Consider the following 24,770-nt stretch of genomic DNA (forward strand, 5'->3'; position numbering starts at 1 on the left):
AGGGCGCGGCGCATGTCAGTACCTCGCTACCGTGCCGGGGAAGGCGCTGTTGGCCAACCCGTCGCCGTGAACATCGGGATGAAGTCGTCGTAGGCGAAGTTCTCGCCGTACTTCTCGCGGTGGTACCCGTAGACGGCGTTCTGAGGATCCTGCATGTGGTTCCAGTACCACTCGGCGTACTGCTTCCCGACCGGCGACCAGGCCGGCACCGAGTAGACACCCCAGTGGATGAAGATGCCGAACTTGGCGCCCTGGAACCAGTACGGCGCCTGGTGGCCGGAGAGAGAAGTCGCAGTGGGCTGGTAGTCGGCGACGCCGAGGGTCAACCGGCTTGTCTGCGCGGCGGCTTGGGTTCCGCGTCCGGTGACCGTCACCGAGCCGTCGCGGACCGTGCCAGAAGCGACGCCCGCACGGTTGCGGATGCCCACGCGGACGCGGGCCTGCTCACCGGGGTCCAGGCGGCGGACACGGGCGGCCTCGACGGTGCGGGCTCCCGGAACCTCGACGCCTACCGACACGCCGTCCGCGGCCAGGACGGAGACCGTCCCCGCGTTGACGACGGTGGCTTCGACGCTCTGGGCGCCGGACGACTCCAGCAGCGAGTTCGTGGACCGGGCCGCGCGCAGGGCCAACGCGGCCCTGCGCGGCAGGTTGCAGGGACAGCGCGAACACGTGCAGCGACGCCTTGTTCGCCTGCGCCGGGTTGGGTCACCGGGAGCGTGATCGCTACGGCGTCGCGCTGTGGGTCGAGCCACAACTCGGATGTGCCGATTCCCAAACGGTGTTCGTCCTTGGTGCCGTCCGGTGCGTAGCGGTACGGCGCCGACAGAGATCCACCCGTGGCGTACCAGTCGGATCCGCCGAGGGTGGCGGTCGTGGTCGAGCCGTCCGCCTAGTGGACCGTGACTTTGCCGGAGGCGTTGCCGTAGCTGCCCGCGGCGAGGAAGAGGGCCGAGAGGTAACAGCCTTTGGGCAGTTCTACGCGCTGGCCGAGTGCGACGACGTTGTTCTTCGCGCCTGCGTCCGAGGCCGGGAAGACAAAGGGCGTGCCGTCGACTTCGACACGGCCCGCGGGAAGTTCCTCGCCCGGGAACGTGTAGCCCGAGCCGTCGAAGTCACCGCCCCGTGCGGAGGCGGTGTCGACGCCGTCGTTGCCATAGAGGGAGTCGAGCCGGTTCCACGGCCAGCCGGACAGGTCCGCCTCGGCAAGGAGGCCGACGAGCAGATCGATGGTGTCGGGAGAGCGTCCGTCGACGGGCGCTCGGGCGTCCTCAGTTGAGGGGCCCGACTCTTCCCACAGACGCGCGGTCCTGCCCGTGTTCCCATCCGCATCACGGGCACACGTGCACAGGGCTGACCGTGAGGCCCTGCGGCCCGCGGGCCGCTGTCCGGTGCGGAAAGCTCCCGAAGGAATCCGGGCCTGCGCGATCAGGGCCGATCGCTGATGGCTCGGTGGGCCGCGATGTACAGGGTGTGGGACAGGTCGATCAGCTCTTCGACGGTGGCGTTCTGGTGGCCGAGGGTCCAGTCCACGAGGAGTTCGTTGACCCCGCCGACCAGGCTCATCGCGGTCATGGTGAGCCGGCTGGAGGAGGCTTCCGGGCCAGGGAGCGGTCCGACGACGGCGGCGACCATCGCGGCGAATTCGTGCAGGACCTCACGGCGGCGCACTTCGAGGCGGGGGCTGGCGCCCACGACCTCGATGAGCACCAGGCGGGCCTTGCGGGCGTCGCTGGTGAGTGTGCGAATGAAGACCTCGAGGCCGGCGCGCAGCTGGGCGTCGACATCGGGTGCGGCAGCGGCTGCGGCCTGCGCGGTTTCGGCTGTGATCGTAGCGATCAGCTCGTTGTAGACGCCGGCGAGAAGGTCTTCGCGGTCGCGGAACGACTCGTAGAAGTAGCGCTCGGTCAGTCCGGCATGCGCGCACACCTGCTTGACGGAGACCGAGGCGTAGCCGGCCGTGCCGAACAGGTCGAGGCCCGCCTGGATGAGGCGGGTGCGGCGCTCCTGCTGTCGTTGCGCCGCGTCACGTCCGCCGTAGCGTCGCCCGGCGGTCTGTGTGCCGGTCATTTCTCCCCTTCGCAGAGGTGTTGACACCGGTGTGCTCTGAACTGACACTCTAGCTTGTCAGTTCATCTGACATGGCATCGTGTCAGAAGCGCGTGGGGGCCGCTCGCCGCGCGGCGTTCCGCTCATGCTCAGGGCAAGGAAGGGGCTCGACCGTGGCAGCACCGCCCAGGTACCCGTACAGGTTCAGCCGAAGAGACCGCGACAGGCTCCCCCGCACACAGCCGCTGACCGGCCGAGTGATCGCGGTCACCGGGGCGGGCCGCGGAATCGGGCGGGCCGTCGCGGCCCGGCTCGCCGCGGCCGGAGCCGCCGTGGCGATCGGCGATCTCGACGCGGAGCTTGCGATGGAGACGGCTGGTGCCATCGGGGCGCGTCCCGGTGGCCGGATGCTCGGGCTGTCTCTCGACGTCACCGACACACGTTCCTTCGAGGACTTCCTGCGCACCGTCGAGACCCGGCTGGGGCCGATCGACGTACTGATCAACAACGCCGGAATCATGTGGGTGGGCCCCTTCGAGGAGGAACCGGAGGAAGCCGCCCTGCGCCAGTTCGACGTCAACGTGCACGGCGTACTGCGTGGGATGAAACTCGTGATCCCCAGGATGCGGAAACGCGGTCGCGGCCATGTGGTGAACATCGCCTCCGCCGCCAGCAAGGTCGCCCCGTCCGGCGAGGCGACCTACGCGGCGACGAAGCACGCCGTCCACGGCTACAGCACAGCCGTCCGCGCCGAACTGCGCGGCACCGGCGTGCACGTGTCCTTGGTGATGCCCGGCGTCGTGGACACCGACCTGGCCGTGGGCACCACGACCGGCCCCACCCGGCGCCTGACGACGAATCAGGTGGCCGACGCGGTGCTCGACGTCGTACTGCGCCCGCGGTTCGAGGTCTTCATTCCACGCCAGATAGCCGCCCTGACCCGACTGGCCGCGCTGCTGCCAGGCCGTGCCCGCGACGCCCTGCACCACCTCCTTGTCCCCGACCAGCTCGCCGCCCTGTCCGACCGGTCGGTCCGCGCGGCCTACGAGCAGCGCACCCGGACCGCCCGCCATCCCGAAGGATGAGCCCGTGACCACCACGCCCCAGCCGGCGCCCAACGCGAAGAAGACCCAGGACGCCACAGCTTTGCGTCCCATCCCCGAATTCGACGGTGTCCACGACGTATGGCCCCGCGGTGACCGACTGAGCGCCGTGCGCCGTGCCGCGGCCACCTACCGTGAGCGGTTCGTCCAACAGGGCCGCATCCACGCCGTCCGCAGTTTCGACATCGCCGCCGCCCCGTACCCGACCCGGTTCGGCTTCCACGGCGCCGCGCTCGCCGTCAATCCGTTCGTGAGCATCGTCAACCGGATGCTCGTCGTGCAGTTCGACGGCTTCGACGGTGAGCCGAAAACACTGGTGTGGGAGCCGACCGTCGCCGCCGGAACGGCTCAAGCACCGTTCTACGCCCAGCTCAAGCGGCTGGCGGGAGATTTTCTCACCGAGCACGTCTTCGCCCGTTACTACCACGATCCGAACACCGTCCTGCCCTCCTGCGGTCTGCGTCCCGAGGACGTGGACTTCGTCAGCTTCGACCATCTGCACGTCCAGGACGTGCGCATGATCATGGGAAGTACCAGCACGATTCCCGGCGAACGGGCGCCCCGCGAAGCGCTGTTCCCGCGCGCCCGGCTGTTGGTGCACCGCAGGGAGCTGGGCACCTTCGCATCGACGCATCCGATGCAGTGGGCCTGGTACGTCGACGGAGGCATGGACGGAGTACCGGACGAGCGCATCACGGCCTTCGACGGCGATGTCGAACTCGGTGTCGGCGTCAGCCTGTTGTGGACCCCTGGCCATACGGACGGCAACCACTCCCTGGTGCTGAACACCCCCGACGGGGTGTGGGTCTCCTCCGAGAACGGCATCTCGGCCGACAACTGGCAGCCCGAGCTCTCCCGCATCCCCGGTGTGCGCCGCCACGCCGCGTTCTACGGCCATGAGGTGGTGCCCAACGCCAACACCCTGGAGGACTCCCTCGACCAGTACGACTCCATGGTCAAGGAGAAGACCCTCGCCGACCCCAGCCGACGTGATCCGCGCTGGCTGCAGATCCTGCCCTCCTCGGAGCTGGCCCCCTTCAAGCGGCAGTGGCCGGTGCTGCCCAGCTTCGTCCACGGCGGTCTGAACTACGGCGAACTGACCCCTGCCGGTGGTCGCCGATGACCGCCCCGGCCGCCCGCCGGATCGCCGCTGACGGCGTGGAGTTGGCCGCCTATCAATGGGGAGCTTCCACGGAGCCTCCGGTGGTGCTGGTCCACGGCTATCCGGACACCAGCGCCGTGTGGCGCCCCGTCGCCGAGCGCCTGGCCGACCGCTTCCGCGTCACCGCCTTCGACGTGCGCGGAGCCGGTGCCTCCCACCGGCCCAGGGGTCTGCGCGCCTACCGGATGTCCCGTCTGGAAGCCGACCTGGCGGCGGTCCTCGACGCCGTGAGCCCCGACCGTCCGGTGCACCTGGTCGGACACGACTGGGGATCGATCCACTCCTGGGAGTCGGTCACCGGCACCCGCCTGGCCGGGCGGATCGCCTCGTTCACCTCCATCTCCGGACCCTGCCTGGACCACGTCGGCCACCTGATCCGGGCCCGCCTCCGGCCGCGGCATCCGGATCTGCCGAAGATGCTGCGGCAGGCCGCACGGTCCTGGTACATCGCCTACTTCCATTTCCCGCTCCTGCCCACCCTGACCTGGAGAGCACTGGGACACCGCTGGCGCGCCTTCCTCACCGGCTCCCAAGGCATGCCCGGGCACACCCCCTACCCCGCGCCGACACTGGCCCGCGACGCCGTGTCCGGCACCGCGCTGTACCGCGCCAACATGCTCCCCCGCCTGCTGCGTCCCCGGGACCGGCCAACCACCGTCCCTGTTCAACTCATCATCCCCACCCGCGACTTCTGCGTCACCCCGGTGCTGTCGTACGGAGTGGAGCACTGGACGCGCCGGATACAACGGCGCCCGATCGACGCCGGGCACTGGGTACAGCTCAGCCACCCCGAGGAGGTCGCGTCCCGGATCGCGGAATTCGCCGACCGCGTCGAAGACGGCTCCCGCCGCGATCCGGACCACACCGCGCACCCGATCTGACAGACCAGCAGTACTGGACGACGACTGCCTGACCGCCCTTCCGCACACACCGATCGCTGACGGAGGAGGAACCTGTCATGTTCCGAGCCGCACATGCCCACCTACACCGTCCGTCCGAGCCCATCGACCACCACGACCTGGTGCTGCAACCCCGGGACGTCACCTTCGACTGGGGCACCACCCCGCTGCACTGGCTGCCGGGTGAGCCCTTCGCGACCCACACCTTCGATGTGCTCCACCTCATGCTCCCCGAACTCGAACGCTGGTTCGTGCGCACCTTCGAGCAGGCACTGCCACTGATCACCGATGACCGGCTGCGCGAGGACGTACGCGGCTTCATCGGCCAGGAAGCGATGCACGCCGAGGCGCACCAGGAGGTCCTGGAGCACCTGCTCGCCAAGGGACTGGACCCTGCTCCGTACACCCTGCAGTCCGAATGGATCTTCCGAAGGGTGCTCGGAGACCGGCCGCATCTGACGCCGGCCGCCGCACACGCGCACCTCCTCCAACGGCTCGCCCTCATAGCGGCCTTCGAGCACTTCACCGCGTACATGGGTCACTGGATTCTCAGCAACGGGCACCTGGACCGGGCCGACGCCGACCCCGCGATGCTCGACCTGTTCCGCTGGCACGGCGCGGAGGAGGTCGAACACCGTTCGGTCGCGTTCGACCTGCTGGTGCACCTCGATCCGCGGTACCGGCGCCGAGTGGCCGGCATGCTCGTCACCGCTCCGGTACTGACCCGGCTGTGGATCCGCGGAGTCCGCTTCCTGATGAGCGCCGACCCCGAACTCGACGATCGGGTCAAGGTCCGCTTCCGCGACTACCTGGCAGCGGCCCGCAAGGACCTGCTGCCCCGGCCGGGCTCCTTCGCCCGCTCGGTGCTGCGCTACTTCCGCCCCGGCTACCACCCGACCCAGGAGGGCTCGACTCAGCAGGCGGTCGCCTACCTGGCGGCGTCCCCCGCTGCCCGAGCGGCTGCCCGATGACCCGGCGACCAGTGAGGCATCCCATGGACATCAGCACACCCGTCACTCGGCCGCCGGACCTGTACGGCAGGCCGCGCAGCGACTCCTTCATGCAGAAACTGTCGGCTTTCAGCGACAACGCGGTCACACGCCTCGCGCGACGCAGCACTCCTCCCAGGCGCCCGCCGGCCACCGGGATGCCCGTGATCCGGGAACTGGTGGTCGCCACCAAGCAGCAGGAGGCCGAGGATGTCGTCTCCCTGCGGCTGGCCGCACCCGACGGGTCGATACTCCCGCGCTGGCAGCCCGGCGCCCACATCGAACTGCACCTGCCCTCCGGCCGCAAGCGGCAGTACTCCCTGTGCGGCGACCCTGCCGACCGGTACCGGTACCGCATCGCGGTGCGCCGCATCGCCAACGGCGGGGGCGGTTCGGCCGAGGTGCACGACGCCCTCGGAGAGGGTATGCGGGTCGCCGTCACCAGGCCCCGGAACGCCTTCCCCTTCGCCGCCGAAGCGTCCATCCTGCTCATCGCGGGCGGCATCGGAATCACCCCGATCCTGCCGATGGCTCGGGAAGCCGCCCGACGCGGGCTGGACTGGAGGCTCGTGCACACCGGCCGCAGCCGCGGCTCGATGCCCTTCGCGGCAGAGCTGGCCGAACTCGCGGCCGCAGCCCCTGGCCGGGTCTCCATCCGCCCTGACGACGAGTCCGGCGTGCCCGAAGCAGCCGAGCTGTTGAGCTTGAGCCCGGCGGCGGGTGCGGTGTACTGCTGCGGGCCCGCGCCCATGATCGACGGCGTTCGGCGCGCGTTCGGTGGTAGCCGCGCGTCAGCCCTGCACTTCGAGCGTTTCGCCCCGGCCCCGATCACGGACGGCCGTCCCTTCGAACTTCAGCTGGGCGACACCGGACGGGTTCTGCCGGTGCCGTACGACCGCTCCGCCCTGGATGTTCTCCACGAGGCCCTGCCGGACCTGCCGTTCTCCTGCCGCCAGGGGTTTTGCGGCACCTGCCGGGTACGGGTGGCCCATGGCCATGTCGATCATCGTGATCACCGGCTCACCGCCACCGAACGTGCGGCCGGCGCCATGCTGCCCTGCGTGTCGCGTGCACCGGAAGGAGAGCGGTTGGTGCTGGAGGTGTGAGCGAGGAGCGTTCATAGAGCGCGGCCGTCGCCGCGCGGAACCTCCTCCCAGTTGAACCGGTGTACCAACCGCTCATACTGAGCGTCCCGTTCACCGCCCCACAACCTGACATCAGCAAGGCCCTCACCCGTTGCGGTACTGCGCTCAGCCCCCACCCACACACCAACAACTTCTAGGGCGTGTATCGGAAGTGGATCAAGTCGTAGTGGCGAGTTCGACGAGGAGCTGGGCGGTGCCAGCAGGATCGATGATCTGATGGAGGTGTGCGCCGGGCAGGTGTGCCACGGCCCAGCTGCGTTGGCGCGCCTCGGCGGCAAGGTCGTCATACGGAGGACCGAACAGCACGTAGGAGCAGGGATGGTCGTCCCAGCCGTCGGGGACCGGGATGTGCTGCTCGTAGTAGGACAGCGGCAGGGTGGGCTGCTCCTCAACGACTGTCTGCCGCACCAGCGGATCGGAGAACATGGGTGCGACGTCTGCCTCGTCCCACCAGTCGGTCCAGCGCGGCAGCCTGCCGTTCAAAGCCATGGGGCGTAGGAACCCGAGCAGTTCGGGTGTGGCGACGGGGGTCGCTCCGGTCCGGGCCGGTAGCGCGGCATCGACGAAGATCGAGCTGGCCACCGGATGGTCGAGGCCCGAGCGGATCGTCGGGAGAAACAAGCCTGCGTTGCTGTGTGCCACCAATGTGACGGGGCTTCCGGCCGGGACCTGCCGCAGATCGTCGCGGACGGCGCCGACGATGTGGGGCCAGAAGGGCGGAGCACCTGCGCCTATGTGCAGCAGGGACGGCACCCGCACCTGGTATCCCGCCGCCGTCAAGTGTTCGGCCACAGGGTGCCAGGTCGAGGGGCCTACGGACGGACTGTGCACGAGAACGAAGATCGGCTGCATGTGACGATCCTGTCGCCCATGCTTTCGGAGGCGCGACAGTCTTGGCTGACAGCAGAACGCTTCGCGTCGACGTAGCACACGCGCCTCCACAACACGGGCGTTCACAGCCATTCGTTGATTGCGGCGATGAGGACAGTGGCTTCGTAGCGGACGGCAAGTTTGTCGTATCGCGTGGCCACGGCCCGGTGCCTCTTGAGGCGATTGATGCCGCACTCGACCGCGTGCCGAGCCTTGTAGTCCTGTGGGTCGAACTTCGGCGGCCTGCCGCCGCGCGAGCCGCGTTTCTCGCGGTTGCGGGCCTGGTCGGCCTTGTCCGGGATGGTGCAGTGGATCCCGCGGGTAAGCGCGGTTCTTGCGGGAGGCGTATGCCCTATCGGCACGTACGCGATCGGGTCGGGTGCGCGGCCTGCCCGGCCCAAGACGCGGGACACGGACCTTGTTCAGGACCGGCTCGAACTGCGGGGAATCGCCCCGCTGCCCGGCCGTGATCACGATGGACATGGGCTTCTGGCCCTGTTCGACGGCCAGGTGCAACTTGGTGGTCAGACCGCCACGCGAGCGCCCGAGCCCGTGGTCGTCCGGCTCGACGCAGACGCCGCCGGGCGGCTCCTTCTGCAGCTCCCCTTTTTCCTCGCCCCGGCGGCGTGCTGGTGGGCCCGGCACACCGTGGAGTCGACGTTGATGTCCCAGGTGATCAGCTTTCTCGCGTCAGCCCGGGCCTGGAGTTCGGTGAAAATCCGATGCCAGGTGCCGTCCCGCTGCCAGCGGCGGAACAGGTCGTACGCTCGGCCCCACGGCCCGTACTCGGCGGGCAGGTCCCGCCACGGGATCCCGGTGCGGACCCGGAACCGTATGCCGTTGATCAGCTGCCGCCGGGCCCACGTCGGCAGTCGTCCGGGCTTCTTGCCCTTCGGCAATAGCGGCTCCAGCACCGCCCATTGCGCGTCTGTCAGATCTCCACGTGCCACGAACCAAGATCATCTCACGCTCAAGATCCACTTTCGATACACGCCCTAGATGATCAATTCCCAGGAATGTGAGCGACGAGTCGACGGCTACGATCAGGCGTGGGATGTGGGAGCTCCGGGGAGGTGGCCTGTGGGGGGCATGGCGGGTTTTGGACGTCGGGGGATGCTCGCCCTCGGCGCGGTGACGGTGTTTACGGCGTGTACGCCGACTGCGAGAAGCACAGACGACGCCAAGGTCCGGACCGATCTGGAGCCTCTGGAACGTCGGTTCACTGCGCTCGGCCCGCTGTCCGGCGCGCACTGGCTCGGCACCGCACTGGGCACCGATTCGAGGGGGTCCGTTCCGGGCCCCACCGATGTTCGTATGGTGGGAACTGCCCAGTTGAGAGCAGGTGCCGTCGCCGCCATCACGACGGCACCGCGGCGGAGCTTTCAGCCCGAGAAACCAGTCCAACCCCCAAAGGAACTCGCCGAGTTCGTACCCAAGGGGGCAAAGTGGGTTCGGAGCGATTCCTTCGACCGTGACATGACGGGTGGGACATACTCCGGCGCGTTCTATCTCGATTCAGGCACGGACACGGTCTACTTCGACACGATCAATCCAAGCCTTTCCACCAGCTCCGGACCGTGATCGACGAGGATCTTCCATTCCGATCTTCCACTCCGCATGCCCTGTCCCCGGCGAGGACAGGGCATGCGGAGTGGCTCAGCGGCTCCGCCGTTACCGGGCGCTCGTCGTGTTGATGTCGACGATGTGGTCATACCGCTCCACCAGCACGAAAAGCTTGGTCTTCTGCGTCGTCTCCCCGCTGCCAAAGGTCAGGTTGACCACGACTTCATGGCCGTTACCCACGGTGCCGTTGTCGGTCACCGTCCACCGCGCCGGGACGTTCTGGGCACGCAGGACGCCGTCGACCCCGTTCGTGTTCTCCCAGGCCGCCAACCGCTTGGCGAAGTCGGGCGTCAGGTAGTGCTTGCGGAGCGCCGTGGCCAGTGTGACGTCCGGGTCCGTGTAGTCGCCCTTCGCGTCCACGTACGCGCCGTAGAAGTCGGCGACCCGGGTCACCACGTGGCCGGACGTGCCGCTGACCGACTGCGGGGCGGCGGTGGACGCCTTTGCGGGGGCGTGGACGGACGCCTGTGCCGACACCTGCGTCGACACACCGAGTCCGACAGCCAGGAGGAGACCGGCGGCGACAGCCGCGCGGCGGCCCGGACGACGGTGTGCGGAGGAGTTCCTGTTCATGTGTGTCTTCCTTTTCTGATCCGTAATTGTGGTTGTGGTTGGTCTCGGCCGGTTCCGGCTTTCGTGCCAGCAGCGCCTGTCGACTTCTCGCCACCTCGTCCGCGCCCGATTCAAGGACGGGCGGCCTGATCGTCCGATCGGACAGGAGGCGGACCGGGTCTTCGTCCCGGTGCCGTCACATGACGGCGGGCGCCGCGGGGTGCCGAGGGCCTCTGGCTAGGAAAGGTGGGGCATCCACGGCACCAGTTGCCGTCGAATCTGCACGGTGGAACCGGCCCGTGCTGAACGCTGCCGAGGGGCCGGTCACGGACATGGCTGCGACAGCCACGCTCATGCCCGCCAGGCCTCCCGCCTTTCGGATGACGGACTTCATCGAACCTCCAAGAATTGGAATTGAGTAGATCGCCTGACACGGGAGCTGCAGATCGTGATGGGTTGCGGATGCCGCCGGTCAGCAAGGCGAGGCCGGTCCTGTGACGAGCACGGCAACCGGCATCCTGAGCGTGTGTGACGACGTATCAAACGCGGTTGCCATGGGAGCAACCGTCAGTGGATGCGTGTCGGACGTCGCCCAACGCCGGTTGGCTCCTGCAGCCGTGGTCGGTGCGACACCAAGAGCATCGGCGGTGACCGGAGTCCAGCACAACGACCGCCGCCCCTTTGGCAACGGTGGAACCATTCCAGCCCATCTGACGTGCAGGAACATGAGTACCTGGAATACGGGATCGCAGGCGGACGACGGAGGAACGGTGCGATGCGTGACGAGGTAGAGGAGTTCGCGGCGCTGCTGCTCCGGCTGAAGGACCGCACGGACCGGAGCTACGGCTCCCTGGCCCGCCGCCTCCACATGAACACCTCCACGCTGTACCGGTACTGCGCGGGCGAGGCGGTGCCGCAGGACTTCGCGCCCGTTGAGCGGCTCGCGGCCTTCTGTGAGGCGACACCACAGGAACGGCTCGAACTGCACCGACTGTGGTTGTCGGCGGTGGCGGCTCGACAGCCTGTGCGCACGGCCGATTCGCCGGAGGCGGCGGTTCCGGCGCCGGACACGGACGCGAACGAGGACGCGGACGGGGTGCTCATCGAGGAAGACTGCTCCGCGGAGCAGCCCGGGAACGATCCCGACCCGGGCGAGCCTGCTCCCTCCCCCGCTCCCCGCCCCTGGTACCGCCGCCGACGGGTCATGGCATCCGCCATCGCCTGTGCGCTGCTCGCCACACTGGGCAGCACGGCCGCCCTGTCGGACGACCACACCTCAGAGGCGGACACCTCTCGCTACGCGGGTCCGCGGAACACCCCCGCCGCGTCCACCACCGGAAGCGGTCCCACCTCGGCTAAGCAGCCGAGCACCGGCCTGCCCCTCACCTGGAGCACAGACTCCCTGGTCTGGGACAAGGGCTGCGACCACGACTACGTCATCGACAAGCCGCCCGCACAGGTGCCTCCGCCGCCGGTGGAGCAGGACGCCAGGGCGTGGGCGGCGACGCAGGACGCGTTGCACGGGCGGCAGACGAGGGTGCAGATCTCGGTACAGGGTCGGTCGTCCACGGCCGTGGTCTTGGAGGCGCTCCGCGTCCGCGTCGTCAGCCGCGGCAACCCGGCCGCCGGGAGCGCGTACGCCATGGACCAGGGCTGCGGCGGCGACATCACGCCCCGCCGCTTCACCGTGAACCTCGACGTCGACCGACCCATCGCCCGCCCGAAGGACGGCGCCGACAGCGGACACACCATCCCGGCGGTGCACTTCCCCTACCGCGTCTCCGCCGAGGACCCGGAGGTGTTGCTGGTCGCCGCGACGACACAGACCTACGACGCTCGCTGGTACCTCGAACTCGACTGGTCCTCCCAGGGCCGCACCGGCACGATCCGCATCGACGACCACGGCCGCCCGTTCCACACCACCAGCATCAAGGGAATGCCGCGCTACTGGTACGGCACGAACGACGCAGGCGGGCGTGCCTGGGTCCCGTACGACAGCTAAGCCTCTCCAAGCCCCACCTCCTGGCAGACCGACACCGCCCACTGCCGGTCCGGTTACGCCGCCCGATACGACCCGTACCTGCCGACCTTCTGGCCGGCGCGGGTGCCCAACCACGTCCTCACGGAAGCGGACTACAGGATTGCCGTCGACACCACGCGCACCCTTGAGGAGCGCCGGACCGCCTTCGAGAACCAGGCCGTGTGGGACAGGTGGCTGCCCGCCACGAGCCCCGCCGCCCAGATGAACGCCATGGTCGAAGACTTCGGCAAGCTCGGCCTCGTCGAACGACGCGAGGGGGCGACCGACGACCCCGCACTCCCCCGCACCATGCTGGTGGAGTCCGAAGTGAGCTTCGCCCCCGAGCACACCCCCTCCGACCAGCGCAACCTGGTGTGCCTGCATGTACCGGAGGCAGCCGACCCCGCCCACCGGGACGAAGCGGTGGACGCCGCTCTGCGCGCCGTCGACCGGCCCAGCGAGGAGGTTATGACGGGCTACTTCGAGAAGATCGTCCGCTACCCGGACCGGCGATGAACAACCGCACCTCCCCCGCGACGGGCGCGGGCGCTTCGAAGTGGTCGTGGCCGGCGGCGGCCCCGCAGGCGCCGTGGCGGCCCTGGTCCTGGCCCAGGCCGGCCGCCGCGTCCTCCTCGTCGACGACGACCGCGTCGGCCCGCCCGGGCCCACCGCAGCGCTCACCGCACGGCTCACCATCGGGGAGACGCTGCCGCCCGCAGCCCGGCCGCTCCTGCACGACCTGGGCCTGTGGCGGCACATCATGGCTGACCGGCACCTGCGGTCCACGGAGTCCTCGCCGCCTGGGGGTCGCCGGAGCTCTACGACCGCAGCGACGTCCTCGACCCGAACGGCCACGGCCGGCACCTCGACCGGAGCCGCTTCGACGCTTCGCTGCGCGCTGCCGCCGTGGCCGCGGGCGCCGGGCTCCGCCGGGCCACCGTCGTACGCCACCTCGCCCGGGGCGCAGACCAGCGGATCCTGCTGCGCCGAGAGGGTGTCGTCGAGGAACTGCTCTGCGACTGGGTCGTCGACGCGACCGGTCGCCGCTGCGTCATCGGCCGCCGCCGGGCCGTCCGGCACCGCCAGGACCGGCTCGTCGCCGCGTACACTTTCTTCGAGCAACGCATGCCCCACGACCGGAACTTGGACGTAGACCTGCGCACGCTCGTCGAGGCAGCGCCCGACGGCTGGTGGTACACCGTCAAGGTCCCCGCCGGGCGGATCGTGGCGCATCTGACCGACACCGACCTCGCCGATCCCGCGCTGAGCACGCCCGCCGGATTCCTTGCCCACGCCGCACGCGGCCCGCACCTGCGCACCCGGCTGGAGGGTTACGCCCCGCCCTCAACAGCACCGCGCTGGACCGCCGCGCACGGCCTGCGCCTCTCGCCGCCCGCAGGGCGGGATGGCTCACCACCGGGGACGCCGCCCTCGCCTTCGACCCGCTCTCCTCCCAGGGCATCCTCACCGCCCTGCACACCGGGGCCCTCGCCGCCCGCACCGTCGATCTGTGCCTGCGCGGCACCGTCACCGACGCCCTCGCGCAGTACACCGCGTTCCTCGACGACATCGCCGACGCCTACGGCGGTCACCACACCCACTGCTACAGCCGGGAACAACGCTGGCCGGCGCGCCCTTTCTGGAAGCGCCGCATCGACTCCCCCATGCCTCCTGGGCAACGCCCTGCATGAAACTCACGGACGGCTGGCCGCGACTTGTCCGGACGATCACGAGCGGAACCAGACGAGTACCGGCGAGAAGACGAAGACTGTCAGCGGCTTGATCCGGCGGATCGACATCGCCCAAGGCTGTCCGGCAACGACCCGTCGATCCTCCAGTCGGACAACCGACGGCCGACGTGCAGGTGAGATGCATGCCGATGCCCACGGCGGCGAGGTGCGCGCCGGGCGGGACCAGCTGCTCGGACCAGGTCGAACAGCCTCTCATCCTCGTCCAGTTGCAGGTAGGGCCAGGGCGACCGCTTCGAGAACGGGGACGGACGCCTGCATGCGCCGTTGACGAAGGACCCCGCCGCGACGCCCCGCAACAGCACGACGCTGGGCAGCCCGCGTGCCGCCCGGTACGGGCCGCGCGACAGCAGCCCGAGTACGGCCGACTTGTCAGCCCCGTGGGACGGCAAAAGGCAAAGGCAAGGAGAGCTCTCTCCTTGCCACTCTCAACGTATAGCGCGCTGGGGGGCTTGCCGCAAGACCCCGGTCAGAGCGCAGAATCGTCGCCCGATGCCACAACGTGCAGAAATGGGGCCATGGGGTGCGTGTGTTGTTGTCGACGTATGGGGGATGCGGTGACGTCGAGCCAACGGTGGGACCAGCAGCCCAGTTGCGGTGCGTGCCGCCCGACCGGACGGAGCGGTCGGCCGACTCGTCAGAGGGAAGGCGGCCAGGGATGAGGACGTCCTCGACGAGAGGTTCGGCAGAGTCGGAGGCGCCGGTGATTCGATCGGCCCCCGCAGTGCAACGGAGCGCGGCTGCCGCGGAGGTGTCGCAGTGATCGAGCAGTACGTGTTGGGTCTTCAAGAGGTTGACGGGACTCAGGTCGCGGTCGTCGGCGGCAAGGGCGCGCATCTGGGTGGGCTGTCGCGGATCGAAGGCATCCGCGTGCCGGGGGGCTTTTGCGTGACGACGGAGGCCTTCCGGCGGATCATGGCGGACGCGCCGTCGATCGACGATCGGCTCGATCAGTTGTCGCGCTTGAACCCGGACGACCGGGAGGCGATCTGCACGCTCAGCGCGCAGATCCGCCGGACCATCGAAGGGATTGCCATCCCGGGCGATCTCGCGGCGGCGATCACCCGCGCGCTCGCCCAGCTCGGCGAGCAAGCCGCCTACGCCGTCCGGTCCAGCGCGACGGCAGAGGACCTGCCGACGGCCTCCTTCGCCGGCCAGCAGGACACGTATCTGAACGTCGTGGGGCCGACGGCGATCCTCCAGCACGTCAGCCGGTGCTGGGCCTCGCTGTTCACCGAGCGGGCCGTGACCTACCGTCAGCGGAACGGCATCGACCACCGTACGGTCCACATGGCCGTGGTGGTGCAGCAGATGGTCTTCCCGGATGCGTCCGGCATCCTGTTCACGGCCGACCCCGTCACGGGCAACCGGAAGGTCGCCACCGTGGACGCCGGCTTCGGCCTCGGCGAGGCCCTGGTCTCCGGCCTGGTGAACCCGGACATCTTCAAGGTGCGCGACGGCGAAGTCGCCGCCAGGACGATCGCCGCCAAACAGCGTGCCGTTCACGCCCTGCCGTCCGGCGGTACGCAGGAAGTGGCGATCGACGCGCAGCGGCAGGAGCAGCCGGCGCTGACGGATGCGCAGGTCGTGCGGCTCGTGCAGCTCGGGCGGCGGATCGAAGCGCACTTCGGCCGCCCGCAGGACATCGAATGGTGCCTGGTCGATGATGGCTTCCAGATCGTTCAGAGCCGACCGATCACGACGCTGTTCCCCATCCCCGAGGCCGGCGACCAGGAGAACCACGTCTATGTCTCCGTCGGTCATGGGCAGATGATGACCGACCCCATGAAGCCCTTGGGGTTGTCCATGTGGCGGCTGACGGCCATGGTGGCGATGCACGAGGCCGGCGGGAGGCTGTTCGTCGACGTCACCCGGCGCCTGGCCTCGCCCGCGAGCCGAGCCGCCCTCCTGGACGTCATGGGGAGAAGCGATCCGCTGGTCAAGGACGCTCTGGAGACGGTCCTCGACCGCGACGATTTCGTCCCGTCGCTCCCGGACACGGGTCCCGGCGGGCCGCCGGCCGGCAGTGCGTCCACGCCCATCGAGACCGATCCGGCCATCATCACCGAGCTGATCGAGCGCAGCCAGGCATCCATCGCCGCCCTGGAACGCGACATCCGGACGAAGGCCGGACCGGCGCTGTTCGACTTCCTGCTGGAAACCTTCAAGGAGCACAAGCGAGTCCTCGGTGATCCGCTGAACCTTCAGGCGATCATGGCGGGCATGAATGCCACGTGGTGGCTCAACGACAAACTGCAGGAGTGGCTGGGCGAGAAGAACGCGGCTGACACGCTCACACTGTCCGCCCCCGACAACATCACGTCGGAGATGGGACTGGCCCTGCTCGACGTCGCGGACGTGATCCGCCCGCATCCGGAGGTCGTGGCGTTCCTCGAAGGTATCGAGGACGTCGAGGACAAGGGCTTCCTGGACGAGCTGGCGAAGTTCCCGGGCGGGACCGAAGCACGCGATGCCATCGAGGCCTACCTCGACCGGTACGGCATGCGCTGCGTCGGCGAGATCGACATCACGAAGCCACGTTGGCGCGAGCGCCCCGCCACGCTCGTGCCCGTGATCCTCGACAACGTCAGGAACTTCGAGCCGGGCGCGGCCGAGCAGCGCTTCGAGCAAGGGAGGCAGAGGGCGCAGAAGAAGGAACAGGACGTGCTGTCACGCTTGCGGGCCCTGCCGGACGGGGACCAGAAAGCCGACGAGACCAAGCGGATGATCGACCAGGTCAGAGCCTTCATCGGGTACCGGGAGTACCCGAAGTACGGCATCGTCAGCCGGTACTTCGTCTACAAGCAGGCCCTGCTGAAGGAGGCCGAACGCCTTGTGCAGGCCGGCGTGCTGCCTGAGGAGGAGGACATCTTCTACCTCACGTTCCAGGAACTCCACGACGTCGTGCGCTCGAACCAGGTGGACGGGCAGCTCATCCAGCAGCGCAAGGACGCGTTCCGGTCGTACCACGCGCTCACTCCGCCCCGGGTGCTCACATCCGATGGAGAGGCCGTCACCGGGGCGTACCGGCGCGACGACGTGCCGGCCGGCGCCCTGATCGGCGTCGCAGTCTCCGCCGGGATCATCGAGGGAAGGGCCCGCGTCATCCTCGACATGGCGGAGGCCGATCTCGAAGCGGGCGACATCCTGGTCACGCCCTTCACGGACCCCAGCTGGTCGCCGCTGTTCGTCGGAATCGCGGGCCTGGTGACGGAGGTGGGCGGCCTGATGACCCATGGCGCAGTGATCGCCCGGGAGTACGGCTTGCCGACCGTCGTGGGCGTGGAGCAGGCCACCCGGCTGATCCGGGACGGGCAGCGGATCCGCGTGCACGGAACCGACGGGTACGTCGAGATCCTGCCTTGACCGCCCACACCGAGAAGCCCCGCCCGTAGCTTCCCACTGAACAACGCCAAGGGCGCTCCCCGAGCACGCCCGACCGCTCCGCCCTCCGACGAGGGTGGTCGCGGTCTTCGACGTGGTCGTCGGGGCCGACGGGGAACTTCACCGCGCGGGCGAGAACGCCTTCACTCGTACTCCGGTGTCGCAGATACGTACCGCCTGCTTCTTCCCGCTGGTGTTGGTGAAGGCAGGTGTGAGGGGGCGGGGCTCGCCGGGAGGGACGATGTCGAGTCCGGTGATCGGGTCGCATTCGTCGAGGCTGGTGAAGGTGAGCGAGGCGGAAGCGGAGTCCCCGGGAGCGAGCGTGAGTTTCGCGGCGTCGGTGGCTGATCCGTCCCAGTCCACCGGCAGTTCGGTCCGGCCGCCCTTGCTGGTGAAGAGGAGGGAGGGGAAGCCGCGTACCGTGCAGGAGCCTGCCCCCTTGTTGGTGATCACGACCGAGGCCCGGCCCTGACCGGTGCTGCGTGCCACGGCCTTCAGGTTCTTCGTACGGCAGTGGTCTGCGGCGGGGCTGGGCAGGGCGTCGGCTCCGAGGAGCACCCCGGGTGAGGAGGACGCGCTGCCATTGTCACTGCCGCCGTCGCTGCCGCCACCGCTCGTGGTTCCGCTTCCGTCGGCGCTCAGTGACCCGCCGGTCTGCGAACCGCCGGCCGGCGACCCTCCCCCGTCCGCCGCGCTCGACGAGCCCGAAACCGAAGCGGAACCGGAATCGGAACGAGAGGCGTTACCAGTACCGGTTCCCGAATCGTCCGTGGCACCGGACGACGAGCACCCAGCCGTGCCGATGGCGAGGAGGACAAACAGGACCGTGCTGCCTGCGGACTTCAGTGGTCGGCGCATGTCTCCTGCCGGTTGTTCGAACGAATTGACAGACCTGGGTCCCACAAGTGTGAGGGTATTGCATAGAATCCACGCTGATCACGTTCACCGGCGCTGCGCAAGGGCACCGCCTTTGGGGGAAGGCACGGCTGTGCAGCCGAGCGACAACAGCATGGATCCGGGAGCTATACGCCGTAGGCGCTTCCTGGGCGCGGGAGCGGTCACGCTGGGAGCCGCGAGCGCGGGTACCGCAGGTCAACTCCTGTCGGGCAGTGCCTCGGCCTCGGTGGGCGGGACCACCGCCACGGCCGGTGCCGGTACGTCGGTCAGCGGCACCGTGTTCAAGCTGGGCGTCGCCTCCGGCGACCCGCTGCCCACCGCGATCGTGCTGTGGACCAGGGTGCTGCCCGCGAATCCGGGCAGCTCCGGCATCCTGCCCCCCACCGTCGCGGTGACCTGGGAGCTCGCCTCGGACAGCGGTTTCACCAAGATCGTCAAGAGCGGTACGGCGACGGCGAGCAGCAGCCTCGGTTACAGCGTCCACGTGGACGTCACGGGCCTGACCCCGGCCACCGACTACTGGTACCGGTTCAAGGCGCTGAGCCGCACCTCCCGCACCGGCCGCACCCGCACGGCCCCCGCCGCCGGAAGCACCCCCGAGAAGCTGCGGATCGCTCTCGCCTCCTGCCAGAACTGGGCGCACGGCTACTTCACCGCCTACCAGGACATGCGCGACCAGAAGCCGGACCTCGTGCTGTTCGTCGGCGACTACATCTACGAGAGCCCCGCCTACTCCTACCGCGTACGCCGCCACGAGGGCACGGGCTCGCCCGTCACGCTCACCGAGTACCGCGCCCGGCACGAGCAGTACAACACCGACCCGGACCTGCAGGCGATGCGCGCCGCCGCCCCCTTCGTCGTCGTCTTCGACGACCACGAGGTGGAGCAGGACTGGGCCGGTGACGTGGCGAACGACCCGGTGGCCTGGCCCACCGAGAAGTTCCTGGCCCGCCGGGCGGCCGCCTTCCAGGCCTTCTACGAGCACATGCCGATCCGTGCCGCGCAGAAGCCCAGCGGCCCCGACGTCCTGATGTACCGCAAGCTGGACTTCGGCACCCTCGCCCGGCTGCACGTCCTGGACACCCGGCAGTACCGCGACGATCAGGCGACCACCGCCGACGGGGCCACCGAGACCGGCCGCGTCATCATGGGCGACACCCAGCGGAACTGGCTGGTGAACAGCGCGCGCAACTCCGGCCGGCAGTGGAACCTGGTCGCCTCCCAGGTGATGATGGCCGAGACCGACTTCCTCGCCGGCGTCGGCAAGGAGTGGGCGTACGACGCCTGGGACGGCTACCAGAAGGAACGAGCCTCGCTGCTCGCGGAGTTCCAGGACGTCCGTAACCCCGTGGTGCTCTCCGGCGACCGGCACCGCACCATCGTCAGCGACCTCAAACTGGACTTCGACGACGTGAACTCGCCCGTGGTCGGAGCGGAGTTCGTCGGGACGTCGATCTCCAGTGCCGGAGACGAGGACCTGGTGGCCTTCGCCGCCGAATGGGCGCCCAAGCTGGCGGACAACCCGCACTGGAAGATGATCGACGCCCGGCGCGGCTACCTCCTCCTCGACATCACCGCGGACCGCATCGAGGCACAACTGAGGACGATCTCCACCGTGTCGACGAGGAACGGGACGACCACCCAGGCCGCGACCTTCAGGGTGGAGGACGGTGTGCCGGGCGTGTACCAGGTCGGCGTCCAGCCCGCGTCGTCGTCCTCGTCCTCGTCCTCGGCGAGCACGAGCGCGCAGGAGTCCGCGACACCGACGGACACGGCCACCCAGACCGGCACGGCCGAGACGACGGCCTCAGTCGATCAGACGGGTTCGGCCGCGTCGGGAGGGCCGTCGGGCCCAGCGACCGAGTCCGCGGGCAGCATCCCCGCCACGTCCTCGGCGACCCCCTCCGCCACGCCCTCCACCACCCCCTGACCCTCCGGGAGAGAACGTGTTCACCACTCGACCCCGGCTGCGCGACGGGGGTCACAGACACCGGCGCCCCCTCGCCATGAAGGCATCCGTGCTGGCCGGCACGGCGGCGGTGCTCGCGGCAGGCGTCTTCGCGGTGCTGCCCGGCGACGCGGACGCGATCGCCCCGGCGCGCGGCGACTTCGACGGCGACGGCACGTCCGACCTGGTCTACCGCAACGTCGCGGGCCAGCTGTACATCAACACCGGCCCGGCCGAGACCATGGTCGTCGACGCGGACGTCGCGAAGGTGAAGGACGTCCTCACCCCGGGCGACCTCGACGGCGACGGCGTCCAAGACGTGCTGACCCTCAGCTCGAGCGGCGCGCTGTCCTTCCATCCCGGCATCTACGCACGCGTCCCCGGCGGCCTGGGTTCACGCCGTACGGTCGCGACCGGCTGGCAGGGGTACAACAAGATCGCCGCCCCGGGCGACATGAACGCCGACGGCAAGGCCGACCTTTTGGCCCGCACCACCACGGGCACCCTCTACTACTACCCGGGCAAGGGCACCGGCGACTTCGGCAGCCGCGTCAAGATCGGCACCGGCTGGCAGCAGTACGACGAACTGATCGGCGCCGGCGACCTGAACGGCGACGGCGTCGGCGACCTCCTGGCCCGCACCCCGGCCGGTGCCCTCTACCGCTACCTGGGCAAGAAGGGCGGAACCTTCAGCGCCAAGGTCAAGGACTCGAAGACCGAGTGGGGGTCATACAACCAGATCATCGGCGGCGGTGACTGGGACGGCAACGGCAAGACCGACCTGCTGGCCAGGGACTTCTCCGGCAACCTGTGGCTCTACGCGGGCAACGGCAACGGCACCTTCGGCACCCGTTCCGCCCGCAGCAAGGGCTGGGGCAAGGCCACGCAGTTCGCGGGAGCCGGCAACAACCCGCACTTCGGCAAGTTCGGGATCATGGGCCGTACGTCGGCCGGAAACGTCTACAGCTACGAGGTCACCGGCACCGGCACGCTGACCGGCAAGCTCCTGGTCGGCGGGGCGTGGCCGTCCTCCAGCACCCGCCTCGCGTACGCCTCCGCGCTCCGCGAGAACGGGCTCGCCGACCTGGTCGTCCAGTCGGTCAGCAGCGGGAAGCTGACCAACCCGGCGTTCTACGCCCTCGCGGACCCCCTGCTGGCCGCCGGCTCCACCTCGTACAGACGCATCGTCGGCCCCGGTGACCTGACCGGCGACGGCAAGGGCGACCTCCTCGCCGTGACCAGCACCGGCACGCTCTACCTCTACGCGGGCAACGCATCCGGCATGTCCGTCGCCGGCGCCGTCAAGCTCGGCACCGGCTGGCAGCAGTACAACGCCCTTGTCGGCGCTGGTGACTTCACGGGCGACGGCCGCCCCGACCTCCTGGCCCGGGACACCTCCGGCGCCCTGTGGCGCTATGCGGGCACCGGCTCGGCTTCCGCCCCCTTCTCGGCCCGTGTGAAGATCGGCACGGGCTGGCAGCAGTACAGCAAACTCTTCTCGCCAGGCGACGCCAACGGCGACGGCAAGGCCGACCTCATGGCCACGAACTCCTCCGGCGCCCTGTACTTCTACGCGGCCACCGGCACCGGCACCTTCAAACCCCGCGTCGCGAAAGCCACCAGCGGATGGACGGGCTGGGCAGACCTGCTGTGAGCACGACTGTCGGCCGACGCGAAGGCGGCCGGCGCCTTGTGCGGGTGAGTCAAGCGGCACTCACCCCAGTTGTCGGGTGAGCTTCCGCTCGCCGTGGGACTGGCGCACCAGTGCGTGAGCAGCTGTCGACTCAGTGGACGACGAGTCCGCCTGCCCTCGCGACGAGGGCGTGCACCAACGCTTCGGAGACCTCAGGACGCACGACGGACAGGACGAAGGCACCGGCCGCCGACGTCAGGCCGACTGGCTCCAGACATGCGCGCCCCTGCCGGGGATGGCGTCACGGCCCGGTGCGTCGGCCAATGATCCCGTGGTTTGCTCAAGCCGAGCACGGTTGCCCGTTTCCTTCCGGATTGGAGCACTGATGCCGGTCACCCCTCTCATCGCCGGCGCCGTTGTTGTCCACGACGGCTGCGTCCTCCTGATCCGCCGTACCGCCCCGGCCGGCTCGCTGCTGTGGACCTTCCCGTCAGGCAAGGTCGAGCCGGGCGAGACAGCCGGCGAGGCAGCGGCCCGCGAAGCCCTGGAAGAGACGGGCACAACCGTGGCGCCGCTGGTGGTGTTGGGTGAGCGCGTCCATCCGGCGACAGGCTGGCCGGTGGTCTACGTCGCGTGCCGGCTACTGGGAGGCACGGCGTATGTGGCGAGTCCTCGAGAGATTGCCGAGGTGGCGTGGGTGGGCCGCGGGGAGGTCCCGGCGTTGATCCCGGGCGGGATGTATCCGCCGGTGCAGGCTTATCTGGGCGGGATGTTGCTTGGCCAGTGCTGTGATCGCGTAGGTTCGCCGGGTTGGTGGTCGTGGCGGTTGGATGTGCCGTGACGTCCGTTCCGACGGCTGGAGGCGTGCTGGCTGAGCCTGCCTGTGTGTGCGGACTGAACGACCAGCCAGGAGGGGCAGAACCTGCGGCAGATCGTGCGCCGGGGCAGCACGAGTTCGGTCCATACCGGCGGGCGATGATGCTGCTGGCCTCGGTGGGCGGAATCCGTGCGCCGGCGATCGCGCAGTCGGTCCAGGCCGATGGGGACACCGTCCGGGACGTCATGGCCGCCCGCCGGCTTCGACAAGACGATCTACAAGCGCAGGAACGAAGTTGAGCGAACGATCAACGCGCTGAAGAGCTCCCGGGCCGTGGCCACGAGATCCGACAAGCGCGCCTACGTCTTCCACGGCACCGTCACCGTGGCTTCGATCCGCCTTCGGCTCAAGCCGTGATCACTTGGCCATGACAAGATCTGGGCGTGACGACGTTGTTCCTGACGGTCGGTCTGCCGGGGGCCGGAAAGACCACGAGAGCGCGGCAGCTGGCCAAGGAGCACCGCGCGCTGCGGCTGACGCCGGATGAGTGGATGATCCCGCTGTTCGGCGATCCGCAGCCGGAAGGGAAGCGCGATGTGCTGGAAGGACGGCTGCTCTGGCTGGGTCTGGAGGCGCTGAAGCTGGGAACGAACGTGGTCCTGGATTTCGGATGCTGGTCTCGTGACGAGAGGTCCGCGATCCGCTGGTTGGTGATGTCTGTGGGCGCGTCCTGTCACCTTGTGTACGTGCCGGTGGACCATGAGACCCAACGTGCTCGGATCGCCCATCGCCAGTCGACCACCCCTGATCAGACCTTCGCGATGAGCGAGACGGACCTCGCGCACTGGAGGACGCTGTTCGAGGAGCCCGACGCCACGGAACTCGATGGACGTGAGGTTGGAGGTCCGCCTCCTGGGTGGTCAGGGTGGCTGGAGTGGGCCGCCGATCGGTGGCCATCGCTCGCGTGACTGTCCGGCCAACCTTGGTGCGGCCCAGTGACGCAGCCGTGCCAGGAGCGCCGGGCCCGGAAAGATCCGCCGGACAGGTCCTGGCGACAGCCGTCTCCCATGGCCCACGCGTTGGTGTTCTCCGCGAGGAGGACGCTCGCGGACATGGCGCGCCCTCACGCGGCGGAGCGGGAGTGCACGCTGACGGCATAGCCGCAGCCTTCGTAGTAGGGATCGCCGCTCCAGGTGGCGTACCGCTGCCGCAGGGTCAGTCCCGCCTGGGTGCACCAGTGGTCGAACTCCGTGAGAGTCACCGTCGGTTCCGGCAGCGGCAGGTGTGCCGCGTCCAGGCCCATGCCCGTGACCAGCAGTCCGGCCGGGCGCAGTACGGCGGCCAGCTGCCGGACGACGGCTGATTCGGTGCCGGGGGCCAGCAGGGGGATGACGTTCCCTGCGGCGAGCGCCAGGTCGAAGCCCGGTGTGAGGCCGAGGGCATCCAGACGGGCCAGGTCGCCGAGAAGCCACTCCTGCGTGGGGGCGTCGCGGCGGGCGACGGAGAGCATCGAAGGGTCGACGTCCACGCCGGTGCAGTAGTGGCCCAGCTCGGCGAGCCGGATCGCGATCCGACCGGTGCCGCAGCCGGCGTCGAGTATCCGGGCGGCGGGCTTCAGCAGCGCGGCGCAGAAGGTGGCCTCGCCGTGGATGTCGTGGCCCGATGCGGCGAGCCGCGCGAAACGCCGGGAGTACTCCTCTCCAGCATGTCCGCCTGTCAGTTCCGCCCAACGGTCACGTTGCCCGGTCATGTTCCGCGTGCCTTCCGGTCAGCCTCGTAGGTGTAGACCTCGCGGCCTGCTACGAAGGTACACAGAACGAGGCTCGAACCGCAGTCCGACCTCGCGCTACCTCAGCACCCGTACCTGCCCCCGCCTCCTGCGGTCGTCGTGTACCGGTCGGGTGCAGCGGACGAACTCGGCATCACGCCGC

At 69.2% G+C, this 24,770-nt stretch carries 22 protein-coding genes and 3 pseudogenes; 17 read left to right on the forward strand and 8 right to left on the reverse strand.

The window, feature by feature from the left end:
* Positions 1 to 26: 26 nt before the first annotated feature.
* Positions 27 to 632, reverse strand: coding sequence for an alpha-L-fucosidase (locus tag ACWBNA_RS23960; protein ID WP_482706556.1), 606 nt, complete (start codon positions 630 to 632; stop codon positions 27 to 29).
* Positions 633 to 895: 263 nt separating this feature from the next.
* Here ACWBNA_RS23960 and ACWBNA_RS23965 point away from each other — a divergent pair, with 263 nt between their 5' ends.
* Entirely contained in the window at positions 896 to 1,279 is a 384-nt protein-coding gene (locus tag ACWBNA_RS23965; protein WP_482706557.1) for a hypothetical protein, read from the forward strand.
* Between the two features lie 149 nt (positions 1,280 to 1,428).
* Here the strand turns inward: ACWBNA_RS23965 and ACWBNA_RS23970 are convergent, their stop codons facing one another.
* Positions 1,429 to 2,070 carry a TetR/AcrR family transcriptional regulator gene (locus ACWBNA_RS23970; protein ID WP_482706558.1) on the reverse strand — a complete coding sequence of 214 codons (642 nt, stop codon included), beginning with the start codon at positions 2,068 to 2,070 and terminating at the stop codon, positions 1,429 to 1,431.
* 152 nt (positions 2,071 to 2,222) lie between these two features.
* Between ACWBNA_RS23970 and ACWBNA_RS23975 the strand changes: the two genes are divergently transcribed.
* From ACWBNA_RS23975 to ACWBNA_RS23995, 5 genes are all read left to right on the forward strand, one after another.
* Positions 2,223 to 3,134 (forward strand): SDR family oxidoreductase, encoded by a 912-nt coding sequence (locus tag ACWBNA_RS23975; RefSeq protein WP_482706559.1) that lies wholly within the window; start codon positions 2,223 to 2,225, stop codon positions 3,132 to 3,134.
* A gap of 4 nt (positions 3,135 to 3,138) precedes the next feature.
* On the forward strand, positions 3,139 to 4,275 hold the full coding sequence (locus tag ACWBNA_RS23980; protein ID WP_482706560.1) for an MBL fold metallo-hydrolase: 1,137 nt from the start codon (positions 3,139 to 3,141) through the stop codon (positions 4,273 to 4,275).
* Positions 4,272 to 5,195 (forward strand): alpha/beta fold hydrolase, encoded by a 924-nt coding sequence (locus ACWBNA_RS23985; protein ID WP_482706561.1) that lies wholly within the window; start codon positions 4,272 to 4,274, stop codon positions 5,193 to 5,195. The genes ACWBNA_RS23980 and ACWBNA_RS23985 overlap by 4 nt, the downstream gene beginning before the upstream one ends.
* 77 nt (positions 5,196 to 5,272) lie before the next feature.
* Positions 5,273 to 6,184 carry a metal-dependent hydrolase gene (locus ACWBNA_RS23990; protein ID WP_482706562.1) on the forward strand — a complete coding sequence of 304 codons (912 nt, stop codon included), beginning with the start codon at positions 5,273 to 5,275 and terminating at the stop codon, positions 6,182 to 6,184.
* Positions 6,185 to 6,207: 23 nt separating this feature from the next.
* Complete coding sequence (locus tag ACWBNA_RS23995; protein ID WP_482706563.1) at positions 6,208 to 7,308, forward strand: PDR/VanB family oxidoreductase; 1,101 nt, start codon at positions 6,208 to 6,210, stop codon at positions 7,306 to 7,308.
* A gap of 195 nt (positions 7,309 to 7,503) precedes the next feature.
* Here ACWBNA_RS23995 and ACWBNA_RS24000 read toward each other — a convergent pair whose 3' ends face one another.
* Positions 7,504 to 8,199: an alpha/beta fold hydrolase gene (locus ACWBNA_RS24000; RefSeq protein WP_482706564.1), complete on the reverse strand. Its 696-nt coding sequence runs from the start codon at positions 8,197 to 8,199 to the stop codon at positions 7,504 to 7,506.
* Between the two features lie 101 nt (positions 8,200 to 8,300).
* Positions 8,301 to 9,167: pseudogene (locus tag ACWBNA_RS24005) on the reverse strand (IS5 family transposase).
* 49 nt (positions 9,168 to 9,216) lie between these two features.
* Here ACWBNA_RS24005 and ACWBNA_RS24010 point away from each other — a divergent pair.
* Positions 9,217 to 9,798: a hypothetical protein gene (locus ACWBNA_RS24010; protein ID WP_482706565.1), complete on the forward strand. Its 582-nt coding sequence runs from the start codon at positions 9,217 to 9,219 to the stop codon at positions 9,796 to 9,798.
* Positions 9,799 to 9,888: 90 nt separating this feature from the next.
* Here the strand turns inward: ACWBNA_RS24010 and ACWBNA_RS24015 are convergent, their stop codons facing one another.
* Entirely contained in the window at positions 9,889 to 10,413 is a 525-nt protein-coding gene (locus tag ACWBNA_RS24015) for a hypothetical protein (RefSeq protein WP_482706566.1), read from the reverse strand.
* Between the two features lie 754 nt (positions 10,414 to 11,167).
* Here ACWBNA_RS24015 and ACWBNA_RS24020 point away from each other — a divergent pair.
* From ACWBNA_RS24020 to ACWBNA_RS24030, 3 genes are all read left to right on the forward strand, one after another.
* Positions 11,168 to 12,394: a helix-turn-helix domain-containing protein gene (locus ACWBNA_RS24020; RefSeq protein WP_482706567.1), complete on the forward strand. Its 1,227-nt coding sequence runs from the start codon at positions 11,168 to 11,170 to the stop codon at positions 12,392 to 12,394.
* Between the two features lie 102 nt (positions 12,395 to 12,496).
* On the forward strand, positions 12,497 to 12,928 hold the full coding sequence (locus ACWBNA_RS24025; RefSeq protein WP_482706568.1) for a hypothetical protein: 432 nt from the start codon (positions 12,497 to 12,499) through the stop codon (positions 12,926 to 12,928).
* Between the two features lie 73 nt (positions 12,929 to 13,001).
* A complete protein-coding gene (locus ACWBNA_RS24030) occupies positions 13,002 to 13,565 on the forward strand; it encodes a hypothetical protein (protein WP_482706658.1) in 564 nt (187 codons plus the stop codon).
* A gap of 178 nt (positions 13,566 to 13,743) precedes the next feature.
* Here ACWBNA_RS24030 and ACWBNA_RS24035 read toward each other — a convergent pair whose 3' ends face one another.
* Positions 13,744 to 14,004: a hypothetical protein gene (locus tag ACWBNA_RS24035; RefSeq protein ID WP_482706569.1), complete on the reverse strand. Its 261-nt coding sequence runs from the start codon at positions 14,002 to 14,004 to the stop codon at positions 13,744 to 13,746.
* A gap of 915 nt (positions 14,005 to 14,919) precedes the next feature.
* Here ACWBNA_RS24035 and rph point away from each other — a divergent pair.
* Positions 14,920 to 17,526 carry a rifamycin-inactivating phosphotransferase gene (rph, locus tag ACWBNA_RS24040; RefSeq protein ID WP_482706570.1) on the forward strand — a complete coding sequence of 869 codons (2,607 nt, stop codon included), beginning with the start codon at positions 14,920 to 14,922 and terminating at the stop codon, positions 17,524 to 17,526.
* A 138-nt stretch (positions 17,527 to 17,664) separates the two neighbouring features.
* Here rph and ACWBNA_RS24045 read toward each other — a convergent pair whose 3' ends face one another.
* The gene (locus ACWBNA_RS24045; protein ID WP_482706571.1) at positions 17,665 to 18,402 is read right to left on the reverse strand and encodes a DUF4232 domain-containing protein; all 738 of its coding nucleotides are present in this window, start codon (positions 18,400 to 18,402) and stop codon (positions 17,665 to 17,667) included.
* Between the two features lie 151 nt (positions 18,403 to 18,553).
* Here ACWBNA_RS24045 and ACWBNA_RS24050 point away from each other — a divergent pair, with 151 nt between their 5' ends.
* From ACWBNA_RS24050 to ACWBNA_RS24075, 6 genes and pseudogenes are all read left to right on the forward strand, one after another.
* The gene (locus ACWBNA_RS24050) at positions 18,554 to 20,371 is read left to right on the forward strand and encodes an alkaline phosphatase D family protein (RefSeq protein WP_482706572.1); all 1,818 of its coding nucleotides are present in this window, start codon (positions 18,554 to 18,556) and stop codon (positions 20,369 to 20,371) included.
* Between the two features lie 16 nt (positions 20,372 to 20,387).
* Complete coding sequence (locus ACWBNA_RS24055; RefSeq protein ID WP_482706573.1) at positions 20,388 to 22,043, forward strand: FG-GAP repeat domain-containing protein; 1,656 nt, start codon at positions 20,388 to 20,390, stop codon at positions 22,041 to 22,043.
* Between the two features lie 364 nt (positions 22,044 to 22,407).
* The gene (locus tag ACWBNA_RS24060; RefSeq protein ID WP_482706574.1) at positions 22,408 to 22,863 is read left to right on the forward strand and encodes an NUDIX domain-containing protein; all 456 of its coding nucleotides are present in this window, start codon (positions 22,408 to 22,410) and stop codon (positions 22,861 to 22,863) included.
* Between the two features lie 81 nt (positions 22,864 to 22,944).
* Positions 22,945 to 23,087 (forward strand): annotated as a pseudogene (locus ACWBNA_RS24065) (IS630 family transposase); the annotation flags it as partial.
* Between the two features lie 4 nt (positions 23,088 to 23,091).
* A pseudogene (locus tag ACWBNA_RS24070) lies at positions 23,092 to 23,256 on the forward strand (IS5/IS1182 family transposase); the annotation flags it as partial.
* A 26-nt stretch (positions 23,257 to 23,282) separates the two neighbouring features.
* Positions 23,283 to 23,807, forward strand: a complete 525-nt coding sequence (locus tag ACWBNA_RS24075; protein WP_482706575.1) for a P-loop nucleotide/nucleoside kinase family protein — start codon at positions 23,283 to 23,285, stop codon at positions 23,805 to 23,807.
* Positions 23,808 to 23,962: 155 nt separating this feature from the next.
* On the opposite strand, the gene ACWBNA_RS24080 is transcribed toward ACWBNA_RS24075, so the two are convergent.
* Entirely contained in the window at positions 23,963 to 24,589 is a 627-nt protein-coding gene (locus ACWBNA_RS24080) for a class I SAM-dependent methyltransferase (protein ID WP_482706576.1), read from the reverse strand.
* Positions 24,590 to 24,770 lie beyond the last annotated feature (181 nt).

The organism is Streptomyces sp. Q2, from assembly GCF_056820935.1.